At 40.8% G+C, this 22,448-nt stretch carries 21 protein-coding genes, 1 riboswitch and 1 other annotated feature; of the genes, 13 read left to right on the top strand and 8 right to left on the bottom strand.

From position 1 onward, the window contains the following. Window positions 1-104 precede the first annotated feature (104 nt). The 3 genes from RBQ60_RS14870 to RBQ60_RS14860 all read left to right on the top strand — a co-directional run bounded on the left by RBQ60_RS14870 (window position 105) and on the right by RBQ60_RS14860 (window position 4,024). Entirely contained in the window at window positions 105-983 is an 879-nt protein-coding gene (locus tag RBQ60_RS14870) for a fumarylacetoacetate hydrolase family protein (RefSeq protein WP_307884455.1), read from the top strand. Between the two features lie 42 nt (window positions 984-1,025). Continuing rightward, window positions 1,026-2,927 (top strand): non-hydrolyzing UDP-N-acetylglucosamine 2-epimerase, encoded by a 1,902-nt coding sequence (wecB, locus tag RBQ60_RS15570; protein WP_331654215.1) that lies wholly within the window; start codon window positions 1,026-1,028, stop codon window positions 2,925-2,927. 191 nt (window positions 2,928-3,118) lie between these two features. After that, entirely contained in the window at window positions 3,119-4,024 is a 906-nt protein-coding gene (locus RBQ60_RS14860; RefSeq protein ID WP_307884454.1) for a GGDEF domain-containing protein, read from the top strand. 211 nt (window positions 4,025-4,235) lie between these two features. On the opposite strand, the gene RBQ60_RS14855 is transcribed toward RBQ60_RS14860, so the two are convergent. The 4 genes from RBQ60_RS14855 to serC form a co-directional block, all read right to left on the bottom strand. Then, window positions 4,236-4,409: a hypothetical protein gene (locus RBQ60_RS14855; protein WP_307884452.1), complete on the bottom strand. Its 174-nt coding sequence runs from the start codon at window positions 4,407-4,409 to the stop codon at window positions 4,236-4,238. Between the two features lie 117 nt (window positions 4,410-4,526). After that, window positions 4,527-5,777: a DUF1015 domain-containing protein gene (locus tag RBQ60_RS14850; RefSeq protein ID WP_307884451.1), complete on the bottom strand. Its 1,251-nt coding sequence runs from the start codon at window positions 5,775-5,777 to the stop codon at window positions 4,527-4,529. A gap of 13 nt (window positions 5,778-5,790) precedes the next feature. Beyond that, window positions 5,791-6,960 carry a 3-phosphoglycerate dehydrogenase family protein gene (locus RBQ60_RS14845; protein WP_307884449.1) on the bottom strand — a complete coding sequence of 390 codons (1,170 nt, stop codon included), beginning with the start codon at window positions 6,958-6,960 and terminating at the stop codon, window positions 5,791-5,793. A gap of 10 nt (window positions 6,961-6,970) precedes the next feature. Continuing rightward, complete coding sequence (serC, locus tag RBQ60_RS14840; protein ID WP_307884448.1) at window positions 6,971-8,056, bottom strand: 3-phosphoserine/phosphohydroxythreonine transaminase; 1,086 nt, start codon at window positions 8,054-8,056, stop codon at window positions 6,971-6,973. 546 nt (window positions 8,057-8,602) lie between these two features. On the opposite strand from serC, the gene RBQ60_RS14835 reads away from it, so the two are divergent. From RBQ60_RS14835 to RBQ60_RS14790, 10 genes are all read left to right on the top strand, one after another. After that, window positions 8,603-9,301: an N-acetylmuramoyl-L-alanine amidase gene (locus tag RBQ60_RS14835; protein WP_307884447.1), complete on the top strand. Its 699-nt coding sequence runs from the start codon at window positions 8,603-8,605 to the stop codon at window positions 9,299-9,301. A gap of 87 nt (window positions 9,302-9,388) precedes the next feature. Beyond that, window positions 9,389-10,771, top strand: a complete 1,383-nt coding sequence (locus RBQ60_RS14830; protein WP_307884446.1) for a DEAD/DEAH box helicase — start codon at window positions 9,389-9,391, stop codon at window positions 10,769-10,771. Between the two features lie 68 nt (window positions 10,772-10,839). Further along, window positions 10,840-11,136, top strand: coding sequence for a DUF1292 domain-containing protein (locus tag RBQ60_RS14825; protein ID WP_307884444.1), 297 nt, complete (start codon window positions 10,840-10,842; stop codon window positions 11,134-11,136). A 53-nt stretch (window positions 11,137-11,189) separates the two neighbouring features. Further along, window positions 11,190-12,383 (top strand): phosphatidylinositol-specific phospholipase C/glycerophosphodiester phosphodiesterase family protein, encoded by a 1,194-nt coding sequence (locus tag RBQ60_RS14820; protein ID WP_307884442.1) that lies wholly within the window; start codon window positions 11,190-11,192, stop codon window positions 12,381-12,383. Between the two features lie 52 nt (window positions 12,384-12,435). Beyond that, window positions 12,436-12,543: riboswitch (TPP riboswitch) on the top strand. A gap of 362 nt (window positions 12,544-12,905) precedes the next feature. Continuing rightward, window positions 12,906-13,721 carry a bifunctional hydroxymethylpyrimidine kinase/phosphomethylpyrimidine kinase gene (gene thiD, locus RBQ60_RS14815; RefSeq protein ID WP_307884441.1) on the top strand — a complete coding sequence of 272 codons (816 nt, stop codon included), beginning with the start codon at window positions 12,906-12,908 and terminating at the stop codon, window positions 13,719-13,721. A 198-nt stretch (window positions 13,722-13,919) separates the two neighbouring features. Next, complete coding sequence (locus RBQ60_RS14810; protein WP_307884440.1) at window positions 13,920-14,918, top strand: LCP family protein; 999 nt, start codon at window positions 13,920-13,922, stop codon at window positions 14,916-14,918. Window positions 14,919-15,153: 235 nt separating this feature from the next. Continuing rightward, window positions 15,154-15,412: a binding site (T-box leader), on the top strand. Window positions 15,413-15,666: 254 nt separating this feature from the next. Next, the gene (locus RBQ60_RS14805) at window positions 15,667-16,686 is read left to right on the top strand and encodes a methionine ABC transporter ATP-binding protein (protein WP_307884439.1); all 1,020 of its coding nucleotides are present in this window, start codon (window positions 15,667-15,669) and stop codon (window positions 16,684-16,686) included. After that, entirely contained in the window at window positions 16,679-17,338 is a 660-nt protein-coding gene (locus tag RBQ60_RS14800) for a methionine ABC transporter permease (protein WP_307884438.1), read from the top strand. The genes RBQ60_RS14805 and RBQ60_RS14800 overlap by 8 nt, the downstream gene beginning before the upstream one ends. Window positions 17,339-17,390: 52 nt before the next feature. Further along, entirely contained in the window at window positions 17,391-18,245 is an 855-nt protein-coding gene (locus RBQ60_RS14795; RefSeq protein WP_307884437.1) for a MetQ/NlpA family ABC transporter substrate-binding protein, read from the top strand. Between the two features lie 41 nt (window positions 18,246-18,286). Beyond that, complete coding sequence (locus tag RBQ60_RS14790) at window positions 18,287-18,772, top strand: GNAT family N-acetyltransferase (RefSeq protein ID WP_307884436.1); 486 nt, start codon at window positions 18,287-18,289, stop codon at window positions 18,770-18,772. 236 nt (window positions 18,773-19,008) lie between these two features. On the opposite strand, the gene RBQ60_RS15565 is transcribed toward RBQ60_RS14790, so the two are convergent. The 4 genes from RBQ60_RS15565 to nrdD form a co-directional block, all read right to left on the bottom strand. Further along, a complete protein-coding gene (locus tag RBQ60_RS15565) occupies window positions 19,009-19,170 on the bottom strand; it encodes a VanW family protein (protein ID WP_442871372.1) in 162 nt (53 codons plus the stop codon). 161 nt (window positions 19,171-19,331) lie between these two features. Then, window positions 19,332-19,766, bottom strand: a complete 435-nt coding sequence (locus RBQ60_RS14785) for a dUTP diphosphatase (RefSeq protein ID WP_307884435.1) — start codon at window positions 19,764-19,766, stop codon at window positions 19,332-19,334. A gap of 15 nt (window positions 19,767-19,781) precedes the next feature. Then, entirely contained in the window at window positions 19,782-20,276 is a 495-nt protein-coding gene (gene nrdG, locus RBQ60_RS14780) for an anaerobic ribonucleoside-triphosphate reductase activating protein (protein ID WP_307884434.1), read from the bottom strand. A 3-nt stretch (window positions 20,277-20,279) separates the two neighbouring features. Further along, the gene (gene nrdD, locus RBQ60_RS14775; protein ID WP_307884433.1) at window positions 20,280-22,397 is read right to left on the bottom strand and encodes an anaerobic ribonucleoside-triphosphate reductase; all 2,118 of its coding nucleotides are present in this window, start codon (window positions 22,395-22,397) and stop codon (window positions 20,280-20,282) included. Window positions 22,398-22,448 lie beyond the last annotated feature (51 nt).

Raw genomic sequence — 22,448 nt, 5'->3', positions numbered from 1 at the left:
TATTTGAAAGGATTGCTCTTTGCTTGATACATTTTTTATGTTATGATGTAAACTAGAAAGAATTTTGTTTACGAAAGAAGACCGAAAAAAGGAGGGTGTTGCATATGAGAGTTTTAACATTTAAACGTGGTTGTAGAGTAGAAGTTGGTGTGCTGAAGGACGATGGTTCTGAGGTTGTTCCTGTAAAATACTTAGGTTGTACTGCCCATAACATGAATGAATTTTTAGACTTGATGACACCGGAAAAAGAAAGAAAATTGGAAAAGAATAAGGAATTGATGAAAGGAATCCCTTTAAGGGATGTGAAAGTCATTTCCCCTATTCCCGAACCCAAACAGGACATGATTTGTCTGGGGATTAATTATTATGCTCATGCGGAAGAAGCAGCAAAATTCCACGATGAAGCATTCGGTGGTGAAAGACCCGTTCCAATTTACTTTTCCAAGCGTGTAAACCTTGCCGTTGCGGATGAAGAAATGGTTGACGGCCATTGGGATATTGTGGATAGTTTGGATTATGAAGTTGAGTTGGGCGTCGTTATTGGTAAGGATGCAAAAAATGTTTCCGTAAAAGATGCCTTTGATTTTGTGTTCGGATATACAATTATTAATGATTTTAGTGCTAGAAACTTGCAGACTGCCCATAAACAGTGGTACTTCGGCAAGAGCTTAGATAACTTTACTTCCATGGGCCCTTGGGTGGTTTCTAAAAACGAGTTTGAAAACCCTCCAGCTTTGGGCATTCGTTGCTATGTAAATGATGAATTGAGACAAGATAGCAATACATCTATGATGATTACAGGAATCGCAGAGGTGATCAGCCAGCTTTCTCAGGGGATGACACTGAAAGCCGGAACAATTATTGCCATGGGTACACCTGCTGGTGTGGGTATGGGCTTTGATCCACCTAAATTCCTGCAAAAAGGTGATGTAGTTAGATGTGAGATTGATGGCATTGGTTCCATTACAAATTACATCAAATAAATATTTTTGCTCATAATAGTAAAAAGGAGCGCGGCTTGTACCATGAATAAAATTAAAGTAATGAGTGTTTTCGGAACAAGACCCGAGGCAATTAAAATGGCCCCTCTTGTGAAGGAACTGGAAAAAAATGAACAAATTAAAAGCATTGTATGTGTTACAGCACAGCATAGAGAAATGTTAGATCAAGTGTTAGAAATTTTTGATCTGCACCCTGCTTATGATTTAGATATTATGCAGACTCGTCAGACTTTGGCGGGGATTACAACTCGTGCACTAACGGGCTTGGAAGAGGTTATGGCAAAGGAAAAGCCAGATATTGTTTTGGTCCATGGGGACACCTCTACCACTTTTGCAGGGGCTTTGGCGGCATATTATAATCAAACAAAAGTTGGGCATGTGGAAGCAGGACTGCGGACTTATGATAAGTATCAGCCTTTCCCCGAGGAGATGAATCGTCGGCTAACAGGAGCATTAACGGATTTGCACTTTTCTCCCACGCCCTTGGCGAAGGAGCATCTTTTAAAAGAAAATATTGACGAAAGTACTATTTTTGTTACAGGAAATACCGTTATTGATGCTTTGGCACATACGATTGAGGAAGAATATACTTTTTCTGTAGAGGAATTGAATCAGATTGATTTTGAAAATAAACGTGTCATTGCGATGACAGCACACAGAAGGGAAAACCTTGGGGAGCCTTTAGAAAATATTTGTCGTAGCGTAAAACGCTTGGTGGAAGAATATCCTGATGTGGAGGTTGTTTATGCAGTGCATAAAAACCCTGCAGTTATGGAACCTGTAAACAAAATTCTTGGACAGACGGAAAGAATACATCTGACGGACCCTTTGGATTTAAAGGATATGCATAATTTAATGTGCCGTTCTTATTTGGTTTTGACTGACAGTGGTGGGTTGCAGGAAGAAGTTCCTTCTATGGGAAAACCCGTGTTGGTTCTACGAAATGTTACCGAACGACCTGAGGGTGTAGAAGCCGGTACGTTAAAGCTTGTTGGAACCGATGAAGAAATGATTTATATTACGGCCAAGGAGCTTTTAGATAACGAGGAAGAATACGCAAAGATGGCCCAAGCCAAAAACCCTTTTGGGGATGGACAGGCTTCCAGACGTATCGTTGAGAGCATTTTATTTGCCTTTGGTATAAGCGGGAATAGACCTGATGAATATAATATTTATATGAAATCCGAGCACAAGGAGGAACGACCAATGAAAGACGAACGTATGGCGGTTTTAAACATGCTGGAAAAAGGCATTATTAATGCTCAGGAAGCAGAGCGTTTATTATTAACACTGCAAGGTGGGATGGGCTTGGATAAAGAAAAAATTGGTAAAACCATGGGTGATGCATTAGGTAAGGCTGGGGATGCCTTCCAGTCCGTTGCAAAAGTAGTGGGAGAGCAGGCAGAAAAAATTCAACCCACTGTAAAAGACATGGCCAATAAAGTTTCCGAAAAGGCTGAGGATTTTGAACCTGCAGTTAGAAGTGCAGCATTCCGCATGGCGGAAATGATGGACGGTTTAAAAGCAGATGTAAAGAATTATCGGGAAAAAATGAAGGAAAAGAAAGCCAGAGACCAGGCTGAGGACTGGAGCCAGACGGATCAACAGGAGATGGCAGAAGAAGATGGTGAGCAGGACGCAAACCATGCCGAAGTAGTGCCTCTTTTAGAAAATACAGCCCCTCAAGAAGAGGAAGAGTATGCGAAAAATGTTGAGGCCGTTTTAAACTCCTTGCAGATGCAGCTTACTCAAATAGACGATGCGGAAAGCTTCTTAAAGTCAACGTTCGGCAACGTAGATTTGGACGATTGGGAAGAGGATGAAGAAAATATAGAGGCGAATCAAGTTGCAGAAGAATTGGTAGAAGGAAATCTTTCAGAAGAAACTTCTAACGATGAAAAACAAAATGATTCTGAAGAAAAATAAGAGGAAGCTCAATAGACACGCCTGTTGGGAAAGTCCATTGCTGCGTAAAAACGGTAATCACGGGATTCAGTGGTTATCGTTTTTCCTATTTTTGCCGTAGATTAGCGCAGAGGCAGCAGTTAAAATGAATATGGGGGTAAAGACAAAAAATAAAAAGCTAGCTTTAGCGGTGAAAATGCACGGAGGATAGTATGATGAAATATAGCATTCAGGAAGTACGAGAGTCTATGGCACATTTATCCGGCATATTTGACAAAGTACGTTTGGTAGACCCTGTGAATCGAAGGGTTCTAAGCTTTTTGGAAAACGGAGAAATTGTTTGGGAAGAATATTTTTGCCACAAAGTATGGAATAAAAAAGGCCGATGCGAAAATTGTATTAGCCTGCACGCTTTGCAGTTTAACCAGCGGCAGACAAAATTTGAGTTTGTAAATGAAGAATTGTATTTTATAGTGGCGAAACCAGTTACAGTAATCATGGAAGATGGAACGGAGTCTAATTTTGCAATGGAGATTCTATGCAAGATGACAGACGAAGTTTTTTTTGAGGCGTATGGTAAAAATGCCTTTGCGAAAAGAATAGCCTCTGTTGAAAAGAAGCTTTATGAGGACTCGTTAACGAAAGTGTATAATCGTAGATACTTTGATGAAAGACTATTTTTATATGATAATCAGGGGGCTTCTGTAAAAGAACTTAATTTTATCATGGTGGATTTACATGAATTTAAAGAAATCAATGACTCTTTTGGGCATACCGTTGGGGATACGGTACTGGTTCAAACGGCAGAGATCCTGCGATCTTGTATTGGTGAAGGGGATGCCGTGATACGCATGGGCGGAGACGAGTTTTTAGTAATACTCATAAATTGTGATTATATGGCTGCACAGAGGGTCACCCAGATAGCCAGAGATAGAATCAATAGGGGGATAAAAGTGAACCAGTGTCAGGGTTATACCATAACAGCGGACTTTGGAATAGCTTATACCTCTTGTTTTAAAAATACACCCCAATGTATAGAGCGATTACTTCAAGAATCGGATAAAAATATGTATTTGGATAAGAAGGGTATTAATACTTGTGAAGAAACCAATGAATAATTACAACTTAGGCATATTTTTAGAATAAGGCGGCCCGCAATTTTTGGGCTGTCTTAATTTGACTTTGGCTGCAGCCTATAAAATCTGGAGTTAAAGCGTAGGCAAAAAAGTAGCTGAAGCCAAGGGAAAGCCAGCGACGTTTGCTGGCTTATCATTTTGTTTCTTGAAAGAATATAATGACCACAAATTTTTGTGGTCATTACCTTAAAGATCATTTATCAATTAAATCGTCCATCATATCATCAATTACTTCTTCGGCTTTTACCGCCATTTTTTTGCCATTTTTCATCATTTTGCGGTAAGTTTTTTGGTCTTGCATCAAGTAAGAAATGCCAGCCATGGTTGCGACACCGCCGATTAAAAGACCTGTGGTGAATTTTCTCATAGTAATCCCTCCTTTTCCTTTAGTATGTGGGAAAGAGGGATTTTTATTCTATAAAAATTTAATAAAATAACCCCAGATATTTGAAAAATTTGCATCTGGGGTATCATTACTTAACTTTTATTCTCCTAAATCATGAAGGAAGAGACCACTTCTTAATTTTGGTTCAAACCATGTGGACTTGGGAGGCATCGTGAGCCCTGCGTCGGCTACACCCATCAATTCATCCATAGAAGTAGGATAAAGAGAGAAAGCAAGCTTCATTTCGCCGCTATTTACCCGTTTCTCCAACTCGGCCAAACCACGGATGCCGCCTACAAAGTCGATGCGGCTGTCAGTACGGGGGTCACCAATGGCAAGGAGAGGTTCCAAAACTTCTTTTTGTAAAATGGAAACATCCAGTCCCAATACGGGGTCGTTGGAGATAAACGCATCTTTTGTTGTCAAAGAGAACCATTTTCCCTCCAGATACAAGCCAAACTGGTGGGGCTTTTCTGGATGGAACTGTCCTTCCCCTAAATAGGGAGTCACTTCAAATTTCTTGTCCAGAAGGGCCAAGAATTCTTGGGAAGTATGGCCATTTAAGTCTTTTACTACACGGTTATAGTCCAAAATTTTAAGTTCACCCGCAGGGAAAAGTACGGAAAGGTAGTAATTAAACTCTTCTTCACCAGAATAGAATTCTCTATTTTCCCTTCTTTTTAAACCAACTTTTACAGCGGAGGCATTGCGGTGATGCCCATCGGCAATGTAGAGATTTTCCACCTGACGGAAGGAATCAACTAAAATTCCGATTTCTGTATCACTGTCAATGACCCAAACAGTATGACTAATGCCATCGTCCGATACAAAGTCATACACGGGGTTATTGGAGGTTTTCCAACCTTCAATGATACCCCTTGCTGTTTCATTGTTTTTATAAGCCATGAAGATAGGGCCTGTATTGGCATTTAGGGTATCTACATGACGAATGCGATCTGCTTCTTTATCTGCACGGGTCAGCTCGTGTTTTTTGATGGTATCGTTTAGATATTCATCAATGGAGGTACAAGCAACAAGGCCTGTTTGGCTTACTCCGTTCATAGTTAAGCGATAGATATATAAATTGGGCAGTAAGTCTTGCATAAAAACGCCCTGTGCAATCATATCTTCTAAATTTTCTTTTGCTTTTGCATAGACAGCATCGCTATAAACATCAATGCCCTGAGGCAAGTCAACTTCTGCTTTATCAATGTGCAAAAAGGAATAAGGTTTTCCTTTTACCATTTCTCGTGCTTCTTCACTATTCATTACATCATAGGGCAAAGCGGCTACTGCTTCGGCATGTTCTGCCTGAGGTCTGATACCCATAAAGGGTCTGATGGTTGCCATAGTTGTTTCCTCCTTATTTCAATAAGCGTACTCTAATAACGCTATGGATTGCATATAAATCTCTAACTAAGTCTTCCTCATTTTCGGGCAAGTTATCACACACGATAATATTATATGCCAATTCGCCCTTGGAATTATTTACCAGCTTATCGATATTTACGCTATATTTTGTAAAAACGGCACCTAACTGACCAATCATATTGACCATGTTTCTATGGGAAACGGCAATACGTGGTTTTCCGTTATAGGGAACGGTACAGTTGGGGAAGTTTACGGAATTTTTCACATTTCCGTAGATTAAATAATCCCGCATTTCCTCGGAAACCATTACGGCACAGTTTTCTTCGGATTCTGGCGTGGAGGCACCCAGGTGCGGTGTTACCACAATATCCTCATGGCCCAATAGTTCTTTTTCGGGGAAGTCTGTAATATAACGGGAGATGATTCCATCTTCGATCGCTTTCAAAATGGCTGTATTATCAACCAAGCCTCCTCTTGCAAAATTTAACAAGCGAGCACCTTTTTTGGTTTTTCCAAACATTTCTTCGTTAAATGTATGCTTTGTTTTTGCATTTAAGGGAATATGTAACGTAATGTAATCACTTTGGGCTACAACTTCTTCGATAGAGTCAGCTTTATCCACAGATGGGGAAAGATGCCAAGCGGATTCTAAGGAAAGGTAAGGATCATAGCCAATTACGTCCATACCCAAATCTATGGCAGCGTTGGCAACCAATACGCCAATGGCACCCAAACCAATTACACCCAAGGTTTTCCCTAAAATTTCAGGCCCTACAAAGTTTTTCTTTCCTGCTTCAATATCCTTATCCAAGGCTTCACTGTCTGCAATGGATTGTACCCACTGAGAACCATCCACAATACGGCGGGAAGAAACCAAAAGACCCGTTAAAACCAATTCTTTTACGGCATTGGCATTACCACCAGGGGCATTAAAAACAGGGATACCCCTTTGAGAACAGCGGTCAACGGGAACGTTATTTGTTCCGGCACCAGCACGGGCAACGGCCAACAAATTGTCGTTTAATTGCATATTGTGCATATCAAAGCTGCGCAGAATAATTCCTTCAGGATTTTCTGCATTATTATCTATTTTAAAGTGTTTTTCCGGTAATTTATGCAAGCCTACCGGAGCAATATTATTTAATGTACGAATTGTAAACATGATTTTCTCCTTATTTATTCTCTATCTCAAACTTTTTCATCAATGCAACTAGCTGTTCCACACCTTCTACGGGCATAGCATTATACATACTTGCACGCATACCGCCTACGGTACGATGTCCTTTCAGGTTTACGAAGCCCTGTACCTCTGCTTCTTTGATAAATTTCGCATTTAATTCGTCAGTAGGCAGAACAAAAGGTGCGTTCATCAAAGAACGGTCTTTTGGCTCAACGGTTCCTCTAAACATAGATGAGGAGTCTAAGAAGTCATAAAGCAAGGAAGCCTTATGTTCATTTATTTTTTGAAGGGCAGCAACACCACCCTGACGTTTTACCCAGTCGAATACAAGCCCCATGAAATAGATACCATAGGTAGGTGGGGTATTGTACATAGAATCATTGGCGGCATGGATATCATAACGCAACATGGTTGGTGTAAAATCCATGGCATTGCCCATTAAATCCTCACGGATAATAACAACTGTCACGCCTGCAGGGCCTAAGTTTTTCTGGGCTCCTGCGTAGAGCAAACCGAATTTTGTTACATCGATCACCTCGGAAAGAATAGAGGATGACATATCGCCCACCAAAGGTACGTCACCTGTATCGGGCAATTCTGTCCAGCGAGTACCATAGATGGTGTTATTTAAAGTGATATAAAAATAATCAGCATCTTTGTTGAACTTAGATGGGTCCAACTGGGGGATACGATTGAAGGTTGTATCGGCAGAAGTGGCGATGATGTTTACCTCACCGTATTTCTTTGCTTCTTCCGCAGCCTTTTTTGCCCACTGGCCAGTAACGACGTAATCAGCCTTTTTATTCTTATTCATTAAGTTCATAGGAACCATGGCAAATTGGGTAGAGCCGCCGCCCTGAAGGAACATAATTTTGTAGTTATCAGGGATGTTCATCAATTCTTTTAAATCAGCCTTTGCTTTTGCTAAGATGGATTCAAACATTTTAGATCGATGGCTCATCTCCATTACTGACATGCCACAGGAAGGATAACATACAAGCTCACGTTGCGCTTGTTCTAATACTTCTACGGGTAGCATGGATGGTCCTGCTGAGAAATTGAATACTCTTTTTTCCATAAAATAAGCCTCCTAAAATAATTTGATGTTGTGTACTTGCCTCTTTTGTCTTCATAGGATGGGCAAATGTACAAAAATTGTCATAGAAGAATTATAACACCTTGAGAGAAACCGTCAACAAAAAAGGGGGATTTTCTTGTCTGGGAGCTTTTTTTTGGAGGAACGGGCAAAAAGCAAGGAAGGTTTTGTGAAATCTTTGGCAACATGTATAGATGTAATTAGCAAAATGGAAGAGAGAAAAATTGCTTTGAAATAGTTGACAAAGGACAATCTAGTAAAAATGAGTTTTCTATAAAAAGATACCATTTGGTTTTTTTGGAATTTAGCAAAAATAAAGGTTTTTTCGTTAAAAGCAATTAAAATGCATTAATTAATGTAGGAATTGGCTCTAAAAATGGAATATTACGTAAATCAACTTGGATTTTTCGTCTTATTGTGGGGAAGAATAATTATAGTCGAATTTCATTTAAATCGTCCATAAAAAAGAAAATTAAAGAAAGTTTTTGGCCACTTCCTCATATGGTTATTTAGAAAGGAGGCGGACAAATGAAAGGGAGATTTTCCGTCAAAGATAAATTTGGTTTTTTTGGTTTATGCGTAGTTATGGGGATATGTTTTTGCATAGCCGCCATAGGAGACAGTCAAAGTGCAAGGGTCATGCTTCCTGTGGACCAAAAATTGATTATTTTGGATGCTGGTCATGGTGGTTGGGATCCGGGGAGAAAAGGGAGAGGAGGAGAAGATGAAAAACATATAAATTTGGCCATTATGGGGAAGTTGCAGCAATATTTGGAGCAAGGGGGAGCAACAGTTTTTATTACCCGTGCTACGGATGAAGCCTTGGGTAAAGGGAAAAAGGCGGATATGGCGGAGCGAAAGAAGATTGCCAATGAAAGCGATGGGGATATTTTAGTAAGCATACACCAAAATGCGTTTCCATCTTCTGGGGTGAAGGGTGCACAGGTTTTTTATCATAAATCCAGCCAGGATGGGAAAAGGCTTGCTGAGTTGGTACAAGAAAGTTTGAAAACTAATGTGGACAGTGCAAACAAAAGGCTGGCCAAGGAAAATAAGGATTATTACATACTTCGTACCACGGAAATTCCAGCAGTCATAGTTGAGTGTGGATTTCTATCCAACCATTCTGAGGAGACTCTTTTGAATGATGAAGCTTATCAGGACAAGGTGGCATGGGGAATCTATTTAGGAATCATAGATTATTTTGAAGGGATGGAAAGGGTCTAATGATTTGGTTTACACACTGATAAAAACAAGCTATAATTGGGATAATAAACAGAGATGATTGTTCTTAAAATAAGGAAGGAATAGAACATGGAAAATAATTTTGAAAAATTGGGGATATCTTCAGTTTTAGTAAATGCATTATCAAAACAAGATATTGAATTCCCAACGGAAATACAACAGCATATGATACCCCTGATTTTATCCGGGAAGGATGTCATTGGCCGTTCAGAAACAGGGTCAGGTAAAACATTGGCATATCTTTTGCCTATTTTTGAACGCTTAGATTTTAATGTAAGGGGCACACAGGCAATTATTTTAACACCTACTCATGAGTTGGCGGCCCAAGTGTTTCGTCAGGCGGAGCTACTAGAAGAAAGTAGCGGCATGGACGTTGGATGTATGCTGATTATTGGATCGGCAGGGGTGAAGCGTCAGGTAGAGAAGCTAAGGGATAAACCAAAGGTTATCGTTGGTTCCACAGGGAGAATTTTAGACCTCATCAAGCGTAAAAAAATTTCTGCCCATTTGGTGAAAACCATTGTTCTGGACGAAGGGGATCGTCTTTTAGAAGATGGTCATTTTGACGATGTGGAAGCGGTCGTAAAGTCTACCTTGCGAGAGAGGCAGGTTGTCTTGCTTTCTGCCTCTGTTGGGGAAGAAACCAGAAGACGTGGCAAAAGGCTGATGAAAGAGGATGCTTTATTTGTTGAAGCAAAAACGGGGAGCCTCGTTCCCCAGGGGATTTCCCATTTCTATATTTTGACCACCCAAAGGGAAAAATTTGTGCAACTTAGGAAAATTTTAGCTGGGGAAAATCCTGAAAGGGCCATTGTGTTTTTAAACAACCCTGAAAATATTGAAGTTACCGTTGATAAGCTTTGCTATCATGGAATTAAGGCCGTTGGAATTTACGGTCAAGTGGGAAAGCTTGACCGAAAAAATGCACTGGATGATTTTCGTGGGGGAAGGGTTCAAGTTTTGGTGGCTTCCGATATTGGTGCAAGAGGCCTTGATATTGAAGGGGTTACCCATATTATCAATATGGATGTACCCGAAGAGCCTACCCACTATTTGCATAGAGCGGGACGCTGTGGTAGAAAAGGAGCGGAAGGCACAGCCATTACTTTGGTTTCACCCTACGAAAGACGTTGGGTGCATAAATATGAAAAGGTTTGGGGCCTTCAGTTTGCCCAAAAAGAGATGTCATTTGGTAAATTAGTGGATAGTACAAAAACAAAAAAGGATTTAGACAAGCCCAGAAAGAACAAGCAAAAACAGGATGAAATTGTGGAAGAAAAACCCGCTTATCAGGAGAAACAAAGGAAAAAAGTACCTCCTACGCAGCAAAAACCAGTTATTAAAAAGAAAGAAAAAATGGAAGAGAAAAAAGAAGATTTAGGCTTTCTTGCCGCAAAGGCGAAAAAGAAGGCGGAAAAAGAGAAAAATAGACTGCAAAACCAAAAAAAGTGATTGTCCAAAAGCGGAGAATAGGGTATGATATATAGGTAAAAAGATTTACCTATAAGGAGGTTCTGAGTATGAGTGATAATTGTGGATGTGGACAAGACCACGATGAAGAAATGGGATTAGAAACAATGTTTTTAACACTGGATGATGATACAGAAATGGAATGCGGCATTCTTGGTGTATTTGAAGTAGAAGGCGTTGAAGGCAAAGAATTTATCGCATTATTGCCCTTGGAAGACGAGACAGTTTTGCTGTATGAATACAAGGAAGTTGGAGAAGAAATTGAATTGAATGTAATTGAAGAGGATGAATTGTTTGACAAAGTATCCGCTGCGTTCAATGAATTATTTGACGAAGACGAAGAATAAGAGGAAACGGGGAGAATATCCCCGTTCTTTGTTTTTTTAAAGGAGGGAAGGGAATGTTTGGTAAAAGAATGACAGCAGTGATGTTGGCAACGATGCTGGGGACAGCCTTGCCCCTTACTGCGTATGGCGGATGGCAGCAGGAAAACCCTCTGATTGCCCATGCCCTAGGAGAGGTTGATGGAAAAATTGAAACCAACTCAAAAGAGGCTTTTTTGGCCTCATGGGGGAACGGATTCCGAGCCTTAGAGATTGACTTTACCTATACGTCGGATGGTGTTTTGGTGGCACGCCATGACTTCGAAGAAGACGGAACTTATTATCGCCTAGAGCAGGATGCCACCGAGCCTTTGGTGATGGATAAGGATACTTATCAGAATAGTAAAATCATTTATGAACAAACACCAATTACGGCGGTAGATGTTTTAGGTCTAATGGCCCAGTATCCTGATGTGTATTTGATTACAGACACAAAAGAAACTGATAAGGAAACGGTTCAAAAGCAGTTTGGCGATTTGAAGAAAATTGCTGAGGCCATGGAGCAGCCCCAAATCTTAGAGCGTATCGTTCCACAGATATATCATGAAGAAATGTATGATTGGGTTCAGGAAATTTATCCCTTTCAGGAGTGGATCTATACCCTATATCTAAACAATGCTCCAGATTATACCCAAATTGCTGATTTTTGTGTAACAAAAGGCATTGGCACGGTTACGATACACAAAGATCGGGTTACCCAGGAAGTGGTAGATACCCTACATGGCAAAGGAATCATAGTTTATGCCCATACCATTAACCGTTATAAACAATTTGAGGAGTTATTGGCAATGGGGGTAGATGGAATTTATACAGACCGTATTAAACCCTATGAGTTGAAGTGGGTGGGTCTTTCTGATAATCGTCAAGTTGTGGAGAAAACTGTGACTTTTGGGGAAAAGTCCTATCCTTTGGACACATTAGAAATTTTTAATGAGGATTATGTGCCATTACGTCAGTTGGCCAAGATCGGGAAGGGATTTTCTGCCCAGTTTGATGGCGAAAATAAGACTTTAAATCTAGCTTCTGGTAAGGCCTTTACATCTTTGGGAAATGAACTATTGTTAGACCATAGTGGTAAACGTATCATGGAGAAGGCGGATTTTCGGGTATTTTACGATGGTAAGGAGACAAAGATTTATCCCATACTTGTGGATGGGGAGGTTTATGTTTCTTTAGGCCAGATGAAGGAACTTTTAGGCTTTGTGGCATAGACTTGCCTCTTGACATGGGCATGAAATCATGCTATTTTGTAAGAATTGAATGAAATTTTGCTGGGGGTGCCGAAAAACGGCTGAGAATCAAGGAAATAGCTTGTTACCCTTTCTACCTGATCTGGATTATACCAGCGTAGGGAAGCGTATTACTTGTGGAAACGAGCACAGCAAACGATGAATTCGTGGCTGTGTTTTTTTTTGAAAACTTTAAATTTTTTACTTTTTCTGTGAGTAACGTAGGGGAGTAGAGCGCTTTCCCTTATGTTAAAATAAGGGCTGTTATCACGAAAATTTAGAGGCTGACGGTTTATTGCCCTTTGGATTCATCTAAGGTTTTCCAATACAAAAGCTCTAAGCCTGCTTCGTAGCGTTGTAAGGTTCGGGACTAAAACATCTAAATTATCTAAGAATAAATATATGACAGTAATATATAGCGGTAGTATTTTGACCTTTGCTGTTATAGTTCTCTTATTTTGAAAACAGTGACATTAATATCATAATTTCTAGGAGGCTGGTAATATGAAGCACGTTTTAACTATAGCGGGTTCTGATACTTGTGGAGGTGCGGGTATACAGGCAGATTTAAAAGCTTTTTCTGCCCAAGGCACATACGGCATGAGCGTAATTACAGCGGTAACCGTCCAAAATACCCAAGGGGTTTTTGGCTGTCAAGATATTTCACCGGAAATCATCCGTGCTCAAATTGATGCCATTTACTCTGACATTGAAGTAAGTGGGGTAAAGGTGGGCATGGTTTCCCAAATTGAAACCATCCATGCCATTGCAGATAAGTTAGAAGAGCATCAAGCAGTCAATGTGGTTGTGGATCCGGTTATGATTTCTAAAAGCGGCTTTGACTTGATGCAGCCAGAGGCAAAAGAGATGTTGATTAAACGCTTGATTCCTCTTGCTTATGTAGTTACCCCCAATTTACCCGAGGCGGAAGTGATAACCGGGATGAAAATCAACGATTTGGTATCTATGGAGGAAGCGGCCAAAATGATTCATAAGATGGGTGCAAAAAATGTATTGATCAAAGGCGGACACTTGGAAGATGACGCAACGGATTTGCTGTTTGATGGTGAAAAAATCATTACATTGCATTCTGAACGTATTGAGACAAAAAATACCCACGGCACCGGGTGTACATTATCCTCTGCTATTGCGGCAAACTTAGCAAAGGGGAAATCTGTAGAAGAAGCAGTTCGCACTGCCAAAGCATATATTACCGTTGCCATACAGCATAGCTTAACAATCGGCAAGGGTGTAGGCCCCACGAACCATTTTTACGAGTTATACAACAAAGCGGGAATTTGGGAAGAGATTAAGGACTGAGTTGATTAAAATTGCGGTGAATATAAAAAGGCGGGAAACACCAACGGTGTCCCGCCTTTTTTATTTGAATAAGATAAGAATAGAAACCTAGGAATATATGTAAAAAAAGCGGATTAAAGGATTTTTCATTGTTTTTTTTGTCATTGAGGAATATAATGAAAGTTATGACGAAACATGTAGAAAGGATGACATCCCTTCATGGATAAAAAGCTTTGGAAGTTGTACTTTAAAACACTATTAATTACTTTAATGGGGCTATGTGGACTTCTTGCCATATTATACGGGGTTTTTATGTATACCATTGGTGGCCTAAATCGGCAGAGTGTTGACGAAGGCTCCCTTTCTGTAAATGAGGACTTGGGGGTATATGGCAGCCAGAAAATAATGAATATTGCACTATTTGGTGTTGATTCTCAAAACGAGGAAAATAAGGGGCGCTCTGATGCCATTATGATTGCTTCGGTAAATGGAAAAACAGGGAAGATTAAATTGATTTCCATTGCCAGAGATACATATGTAGATGTAAAGGATCACGGAAAGACTAGAATTAACCATGCTTACGCTTATGGTGGCCCTGAGTTGGCAATTCAAACAATCAACGAGAGTTTTGGCTTAGACATTACGGATTATGTTTCCGTAAACTTTGACTCCTTGGCAGACGTCATTGACGAGATGGGCGGCATTGAGCTGGAAGTTACCGAGGCGGAAAGGCAGCAGATTAACAACTATCTTTTAAAAGGGGAAAAATTACAAGAATCGGGCTTGGTGCATTTAACAGGGCCTCAGGCTGTGAGCTATTCTCGAATACGAAAAATAGGTGGAGACGTTATGCGTGGACAAAGACAGCGTAAGGTTTTGGAGTGTTTATTCCAAAAGGCTTTAGAGATTAACCCATTAGCATATCCTTCTTATGTAAGAAAATTCTCACCTATGGTAGAGACATCCTTGAGCAATGATGAGATTTTAAAAGTTGGTTCTGTGGGGATGAAGGGCGGCCTAATGTTAGAGCAAGCAGGCCTACCCAATGAGAATATTGAGTCGGACGGCGTAACCATTGGTGGGGCATGGTATTTTGTGTATGACCTTAACCAAGCGGCGGATATGATAGAGAAATTTATTTATCACGATGTCCCTTTTGAACAGTATGGAATGGATCCAAAAGAGCTGGCGGAGGGAAGTAACGCCGCAACGGAATAAAATTGTGAAGAATTTATGATAATCCAAGAGTGAACCCTCTCAAATGAATAAGAAAAAACGATTAAACTGTTTTATTAAATACAATTTTTCTTATTTAGTAGGATAAATGCATAAAAAATTGAATTATTTTTGTGCAAGTTGAAGTGTAAAATGGGTATAAATTTCTCAAAATATAAGTTTTCTTATTGACAAAGAAAATGAAATTTGTATAATGAGGGTAGTTCATTTTATATTGTTAAAAGCTAAGAAAAGAAGAGTACATCTTGAATGGTTTACAGAGAGCCTCCTAGGAGCTGAGAAGGAGGAAATTCGGAAAAGATGGAAGATGGTCTTGGAGCTTCGTACCGAGAGGGTTTTCCTTTAGGCTACGACGGGGGCGCCCGTGATAGCGGCGGAGTATCGGCACTGTATTTTGCCCGTACTTGCAGAGGCTATAATTGTGAAATTATGGCGAACTAGGGTGGTATCACGAAGCGTATGCTCTCGTCCCTTGGACACGAATGTCCTAGGGACGAGAGCTTTTTTATTGTTTTGTAAAATTATCTTTCTTAAGCCCTGTGGGATATTTAAGAGGATTGCCCAGAAAAAATCTTGGTTTTGGGCATTATAAACCCTAAAGTATATAGATAGAGTAATTTGAGGATTGCTTTTTATATTATCATGGGGGCAGTCATGATGCTCCATGAGGTGGAACGAATGAATGAATGGTTGATTTCTTATTGCATGCGAAAGAAAAGGTGGTAAAGATATGGGTAACAAGGATGTAATGATTCACTTAGAAGGGATTTCAAAGAGCTTCCCACAAAAAAGAGGCTCCTTGGAAGTTCTGAAAAATGTTGATTTGAAGATTGAAAAAGGAGAAATCTTTGGGATTATTGGTATGAGTGGTGCTGGCAAGAGTACATTGGTACGTTGTATCAACTTATTGGAAAGACCAACGGAGGGTTGTGTTTACCTTGACGGAACGGAGTTAACCTGCCTTTGTGAAAAGGATTTGAGATTACAACGCCATTCCATGGGCATGATTTTTCAGCAGTTCCATTTGTTAATGCAAAGAACAGCCTTGGAAAATGTATGTTTCCCCTTAGAAATTTCCGGTGTACCCAAGGAGAAAGCGAAGGCAAGAGCCAAGGAATTATTGGATTTGGTTGGCCTGGGCGAGAGACTAGGGGCGTACCCCTCTCAGCTTTCGGGGGGGCAGAAGCAAAGGGTTGCCATCGCCAGAGCCTTGGCAACAGAACCAAAGGTTCTTTTGTGCGATGAAGCAACCAGCGCCCTTGACCCCAATACAACGGCGGGGGTATTGGGCCTTTTGAAAGATATTAATGAACGCTTAGGGATTACCATTGTAGTAATTACCCATGAAATGAGTGTGATTCAAGAAATTTGCAACCGAGTTGCCATTATTGATGGGGGGCAAATTGCTGAAATGGGTAGTGTGGAAGAAATTTTCCGTGCGCCCAAAACCAAAGCAGGCAGAGAGCTTGTTTATCATGAAGGTGCAAATAGAGAGGCCATAGAAGGGCCAATTCCAAACTGTTATCGTGTGGTGTTTAAAGGGGGCAGTTCAGGCGAGCCAATTTTGGGCAGCATGATGATTGAATGTAATGCTGTTGTTAACATTCTTTCTGGTAACACCCGGATGATTGAGGGAAAGGTACATGGGCAGATGATGATTCAATTGCCTGAGGATGAAAAAACAAGAGAGAAGATGTTAGCATATTTAAAGGAAAGAGATGTTGAAGTAGAGGAGGTTACTTATGTTTAAGGAGGGTATGTTTACTTTAGTTGGGTTAGGTTTTTGGGAAAGTATATATATGACGATGATTTCCACTTTTTTTGCATATATCATTGGGTTGCCAATGGGATTGATTTTGGTTATGACAGACAAAGAGGGTGTTCGCCCCATGCCGATTGTTCATCAGGTTTTGGGTATCATTATTAATATCATCCGTTCTGTACCATTTTTAATTTTGCTTGTGACCATTATGCCATTCACGAAAATGGTTGTTGGGACTGTAATTGGAGCGAAGGCGGCAATCGTAGGCTTGTTGGTTGCGGCGGCACCTTTTGTAGCTCGTTTGGTGGAGTCTTCATTGAAAGAGGTGGAAAAGGGTGTGGTAGAAGCGGCCCAGTCTATGGGTGCATCCCCACTTCAAATTTTGGTGAAGGTACTTTTGCCTGAGGCAAAGCCTTCTTTATTGGTAGGTAGTGCCATTGCAGTGACAACAATTTTAGGGTACTCGGCGATGGCTGGTTTTATCGGCGGTGGTGGCTTAGGTGCCATTGCCATCAACTATGGCTATCACCGTGGGCAGAGAGACATTATGTATGTTATGGTAGTTTTACTGGTTATAATCGTTCAGGTTTTGCAAGAAGTAGGAATGCAAATTGCGAAAAGAACGGATAAACGTTTGTAAATCTGAGAAGGTTTCCAATATAAAAATGAGTATAATGAGGAGGAAATGTATTATGAAGAAATTTTTTGCTTTATTATTAACAGGAGTTTTGGCACTGGGCGTTGCAGGTTGTGGCGGTAGCACCAACGAAGAAGAAGGAACGGCAAATGAGACGGAAAGCACAGGTGATGAAGCCGGTGCGGTTACCTTAAAAATTGGGGCATCCCCCACGCCTCATGTGGAAATTTTAAACGCTGCTAAGGAGGAATTGGCGGCAAAGGGCATTAACTTGGAAATTGTAGAATTCACTGATTTTGTTCAGCCCAACTTATCTTTGGATAGTGGGGATTTGGATGCAAACTACTTCCAGCATTTGCCCTACTTAGAGTCCTTTAATCAGGAACAAGGTACTGATCTTGCAAGCTTGGGTGCGGTACACTATGAACCCATGGGTATTTACAGCACTGCTGTAACGGATTTGGCTGAAGTGCCTGATGGCGCAAAGGTTGGTATCCCTGCGGATGGCACAAACGGTGGTCGTGCGTTATTATTGCTGGAAACAAGTGGTTTGATTAAGCTGGATCCTGAAGCTGGCATTACCGCAACAAAGCTTGATATTAAGGAAAACCCTAAAAACATCGAAATTATTGAAATGGAAGCTGCACAGCTGCCTTTGTCTATCGGCGATTTAAGCTTAGCGGTAATTAACGGCAACTATGCAATGCAAAACGGTTTGAAAATTGAGGACACTTTGGCAATTGAAGCGGCAGACTCTTTATCAGCAACTACATATGCAAATATCATTGCTGTAAAAACAGGGGATGAAGCAAGACCAGAGTTGGTTACACTTCTTGAGGTATTAAAGAGCCAGACAGTGGTTGATTATATCAACAATACTTATGGCGGTGCCGTTGCTCCTACAGCATAAATAAGACAACGGAAGGAATTTGGTATTCAAGGGGTGATCATATGGAAATAGTTTTTATGGAACCAAGGGAAGCAAATATTATCTCTTACAGCAAAGCCTTTGATGCTGTGGCAAGGGAAAAGATTTATTTGGCTAGACTAGAAGGATTTCCAATGGATGAAACAATCGCCTTTATGAAGAATACCATAGAGAAAAAAATACCCTTTTTGTTGGCTGTGAATAGGGATAGTAATGAAGTTGTTGGCTGGTGCGATGCACAACCAAAAACGGAGAGAATTGGCTATCTTGGCCTTGGTTTGATGAAGGAATATCGTGGCCATGGTCTTGGCAAAAGACTGGTTTGTGGCATATTCGAAAAGGGCAGAAGTTTCGGATATGAGCAAATTGACCTTGAGGTGCGAGGTAGTAACAAAAGAGCCCTCCACTTATATCAAAGCCTTGGATTTTGTGAGGTAGGTACAATTAAAAACGGCCTTACCCTTGGCACTATCACAGACGACGTAATCCAAATGACTATCAAATTATAAAAAGAAAAGACTTTCCATTTTCGAAAGAAGTGGAAAGTCTTTTGTGTTTGCGTTCATTACTAAGTTTTAAATGGGTGGTATCATAAGCTACTTTTGCATTTTGCAAAAAGTTTTTTCTATGCAACCCCCTGTATTCACGTCTGTGGTTTCCCGATAGATTTTACCATGTCGGTATACACCATCTTCTTCTTGGGAAAAGAATTCTATATATTTGGTAGGAGCAGGGCTGAACCTTGTCAGCCCGAAGTTCCCCCACAAAGATATTTTTGGGAAGTGTAGACGAAAATTTGGAATGTATTAGTTGTATTATTTTTAAAGCGATAGTCTAAGTAATTATAGGCGATAGAGGTGCCTATTCCAAAAGGGACTTGTCGGTCAAAGTCAGGAAATAAATCCACCTGCTCATGGTGATGTTAGTGGAGATATTTCACAAAACAATTTCCGACTCACAAGAGATGCATCTCCTTTTTAAAGGTTATGGCAACACCACATAATTCCCGTCAGATGCCTTGCACGTCCATCTGATTGCATCTGGCATACAGAATTCTGCGGTATTACCTTATTGTTTGCCAGTGGAGCCAATGCCCCCTCTATCCTGATTGCCTAAGTCTTCTGCTTCTTCAAAGTTTAGTACAGGCTGATGCTCAAAAATACGGAACTGACAAATGCGGTCATTTACGTCGATTACCGTATCTCTCATTGCCAAAACGGGGAAGAACCACTGGTCGTTATTGCCGCAATAGCTTTCATCCACAATTCCGCAATGATTGGTCTGGATAACGCCAAAGTTCTTGAAGGTGGAGCTTCTTGGCACAATATGAGCCTCGTAGCCCTTAGGCAATTGCATGGCAATGCCAAGGGGAATCAGGCGAAATTCCCCTTGCTTTAGCTCTATTTTTTCCGCCGCTCTTAGGTCAACCCAATCGGACTTCCCGTCGATATAGCGTAGTTTTTCAATTTTGTCACTAAGGTATTTAATTTTGATGGTTTCCATAAGAATTCCTTTCTGTTACTCTGCATGATAAAGATAAAGAGAGCCATTTTTTAAAGATTTTTGCACATTTATAATTCTTTGGTTGGAACTGCCCCTCCAGTGGAGCTTTGCACTTTTTAGGTCTTCCACGAAGCGACCATCAACCAATACATCAACATATTCCATGATGGGCAATGTGTTGATTTCTTCCCAGCGATAGCCTGTATACAGCCAAATATTTTTGTTAGGGAAACGTTCTTTTATATTTTTAGTGAGAGCCGTCATTTCTTGCCGATTTCCCATGAATAAGGGGTCCCCACCACTGAGGGTGACGCCACTGATATAATCATGATCTATGGCTTCAAAAAGCTCTTTTTCTGCGGCTGCATCAAAGGGGATACCACCGCTTGGATCCCATGTGATGGAATTATGGCAACCTTTGCAGCCATGGTCACAGCCCGAAACCCAAAGTACAGCACGAAGACCTTCACCGTTTAGCATATCATCCTTCGTTATATTATGATAGCGCATAAGTTACATACTCTTCCTTTCTGCAATTTCTTCCATTTTTGCTTCATTCAAACGGGTATCACCCTTTACTCTGGAATAGGAAAGGTATCCGTTCATACGATCAATTTTTGTAAGGTTATGGCTTCCGCATTTGGGGCAAACATCCATCTCCAGTTCTTGGTGACCACAGTCGTCACAGTAAGCCAAGGAAAGGTTTACGCCTTCGTAGAAGCCAAGGGCCATTGCACGACGGATGAGTGAGCGAATTGCATCCAGATTATAGTCAATGGGATACTTCACATACTGAATTTTTCCACCATTAGACAAATCCCAGAAACGTTTTTCCAAATCTTGCTTTTGGATTGGTGTTAATTCCTCTGTTACATGGCAATGGAAGCTATTGCTTACATAGGCTCTATCGGAAACATTTTCAATCACGCCATATTTTTTACGGAACTGCGTTACCTGCAAACCGCAAAGGCTTTCTGCAGGGGTGCCATAAATGGCATAGAGATTTCCATCTTCCTCTTTGAACTGGGCAATTTTTTCGTTGATATGTGTCAGTGTATCGATGGCAAACTGACCGTCTTCTACCAAGGATTTGCCGTTATGCAACGCTTGCAGTTCATTGAGAGCGGTAATGCCGAAAGAGGCTGTTGCAGTTTTTAAAAGAGGTTTGATTTTGTCGTGTATATTTAAATTACCGCCATAAAACCCGCCTTCGCAGTATGCCAAGGGGTTGGTGGAAGCACGCATTTCCCCTAGGTAGGCATAGGTACGAATATGGAGGTTGCGGATTAAATCCAGATAATAGTCTAAAACTTCAAAGAAAGGCTTGCTTTCCTGTTTTGCCTTTGCATAAATCATAGGCAGATGCAAGCTTACAGCACCGATATTAAAGCGGCCAACAAATACAGGCTTGTCCTGTTCATCGGCGGGCCTCATGCCACCTTTTTCATACCAAGGGGACAAAAAGGCACGGCAACCCATAGGGCTAATGATAGCGCCGTATTTTTTATACATATCCGATACATAGCCCTCACCCGTTAAGCTTAACCAGTCGGGATACATACTTTTTGAGGAGCATAGGATACCTGCTTCAAAAACATCTTCCAAGTCTTTTCCTTTTCCATGGAGGTTTTCATCATAGAGGAATACCAGCTTAGGGAAAAGAACGGGTTTTTTACAGTTTTTCTTACCTTGACCATTACGACGCACGTTCAGCATGGTAATGGAGGCAAGCTTAGCAAACTTCCCTGTGCCTGTACCAAAGGACATTGTAATAAAAGGGTAATCGCCACGGCTAGAGGCCACGGTGTTGAACTTATATTCCCAGCCCTGGAATCCTTGTTCAAAATCGTTGAGGATATCCGCCATGGCTTCTTGATCTGCCACTTTTGGCGTAAGGCCTATATCAATATAACGACGATAGAACTTTTCATAGCTTTTTTCTGCATAGGGTTCCAATAACAAGTCGACAGAGGGTACGGTAAAACCGCCGTACTGCTGGCTGGCTGCGGAAAGAACAATATCGCCGATGACGTCAAAAGCAACATTTAATGTTTTGGGCTCGTTATACCAAAGGTTACCCATCTCAAAGCCGCCCTCTAACACAGTTTTCACGTCAAAAAGGCAACAGTTCATAGTATCTCTGCGGGCAGACATATCATGCACATAAATATAGCCGTCACGGCACGCTTGGAGTTCTTCTGTGGTCATAAAGAATTTCTGGTATAATTCCTTATTTAACTGATTGAAAACTAGGCTACGCTTTGTGGAAACCAAAGCACTGTCTGTATTGCTGTTTTCCTTATCTCCGATATACATGATAGACTGGCTTTTTTTGTAAACCTCATCTAACATTTTTACGAAGTCTTGCTTATAGTTACGGTAGTCCCGATAGCTTTTTGCAACCTCTGGCTTTACCTGCTCCAAAGCAGATTCTACAATGTTATGCATTTCGGCGATGGGAATACCTTCTTTTCCCAAGGAATTGGCTTTTTCTTCAACATATTTGCAAACAAAGTCCAATTCTTCTTTTGTAAACTTTACCAAGGCACGATAAGCTGATTTATTTACGGCTACCACTACTTTTTGAATATTCCAAGGTTCATGGGTATTGTCTTTTTTAATTACGTACATACTGTTTCCTCCTTTATAGACAAAGAACTGTATTGGAAGGGAGAATCCCTT

It is taken from the genome of Anaerotignum sp. MB30-C6 (assembly GCF_030908465.1).
In the GTDB taxonomy this organism is placed as follows: Bacteria; Bacillota; Clostridia; order Lachnospirales; family Anaerotignaceae; genus Chakrabartyella.
This window is presented reverse-complemented; position numbering and strand designations above follow the sequence as displayed.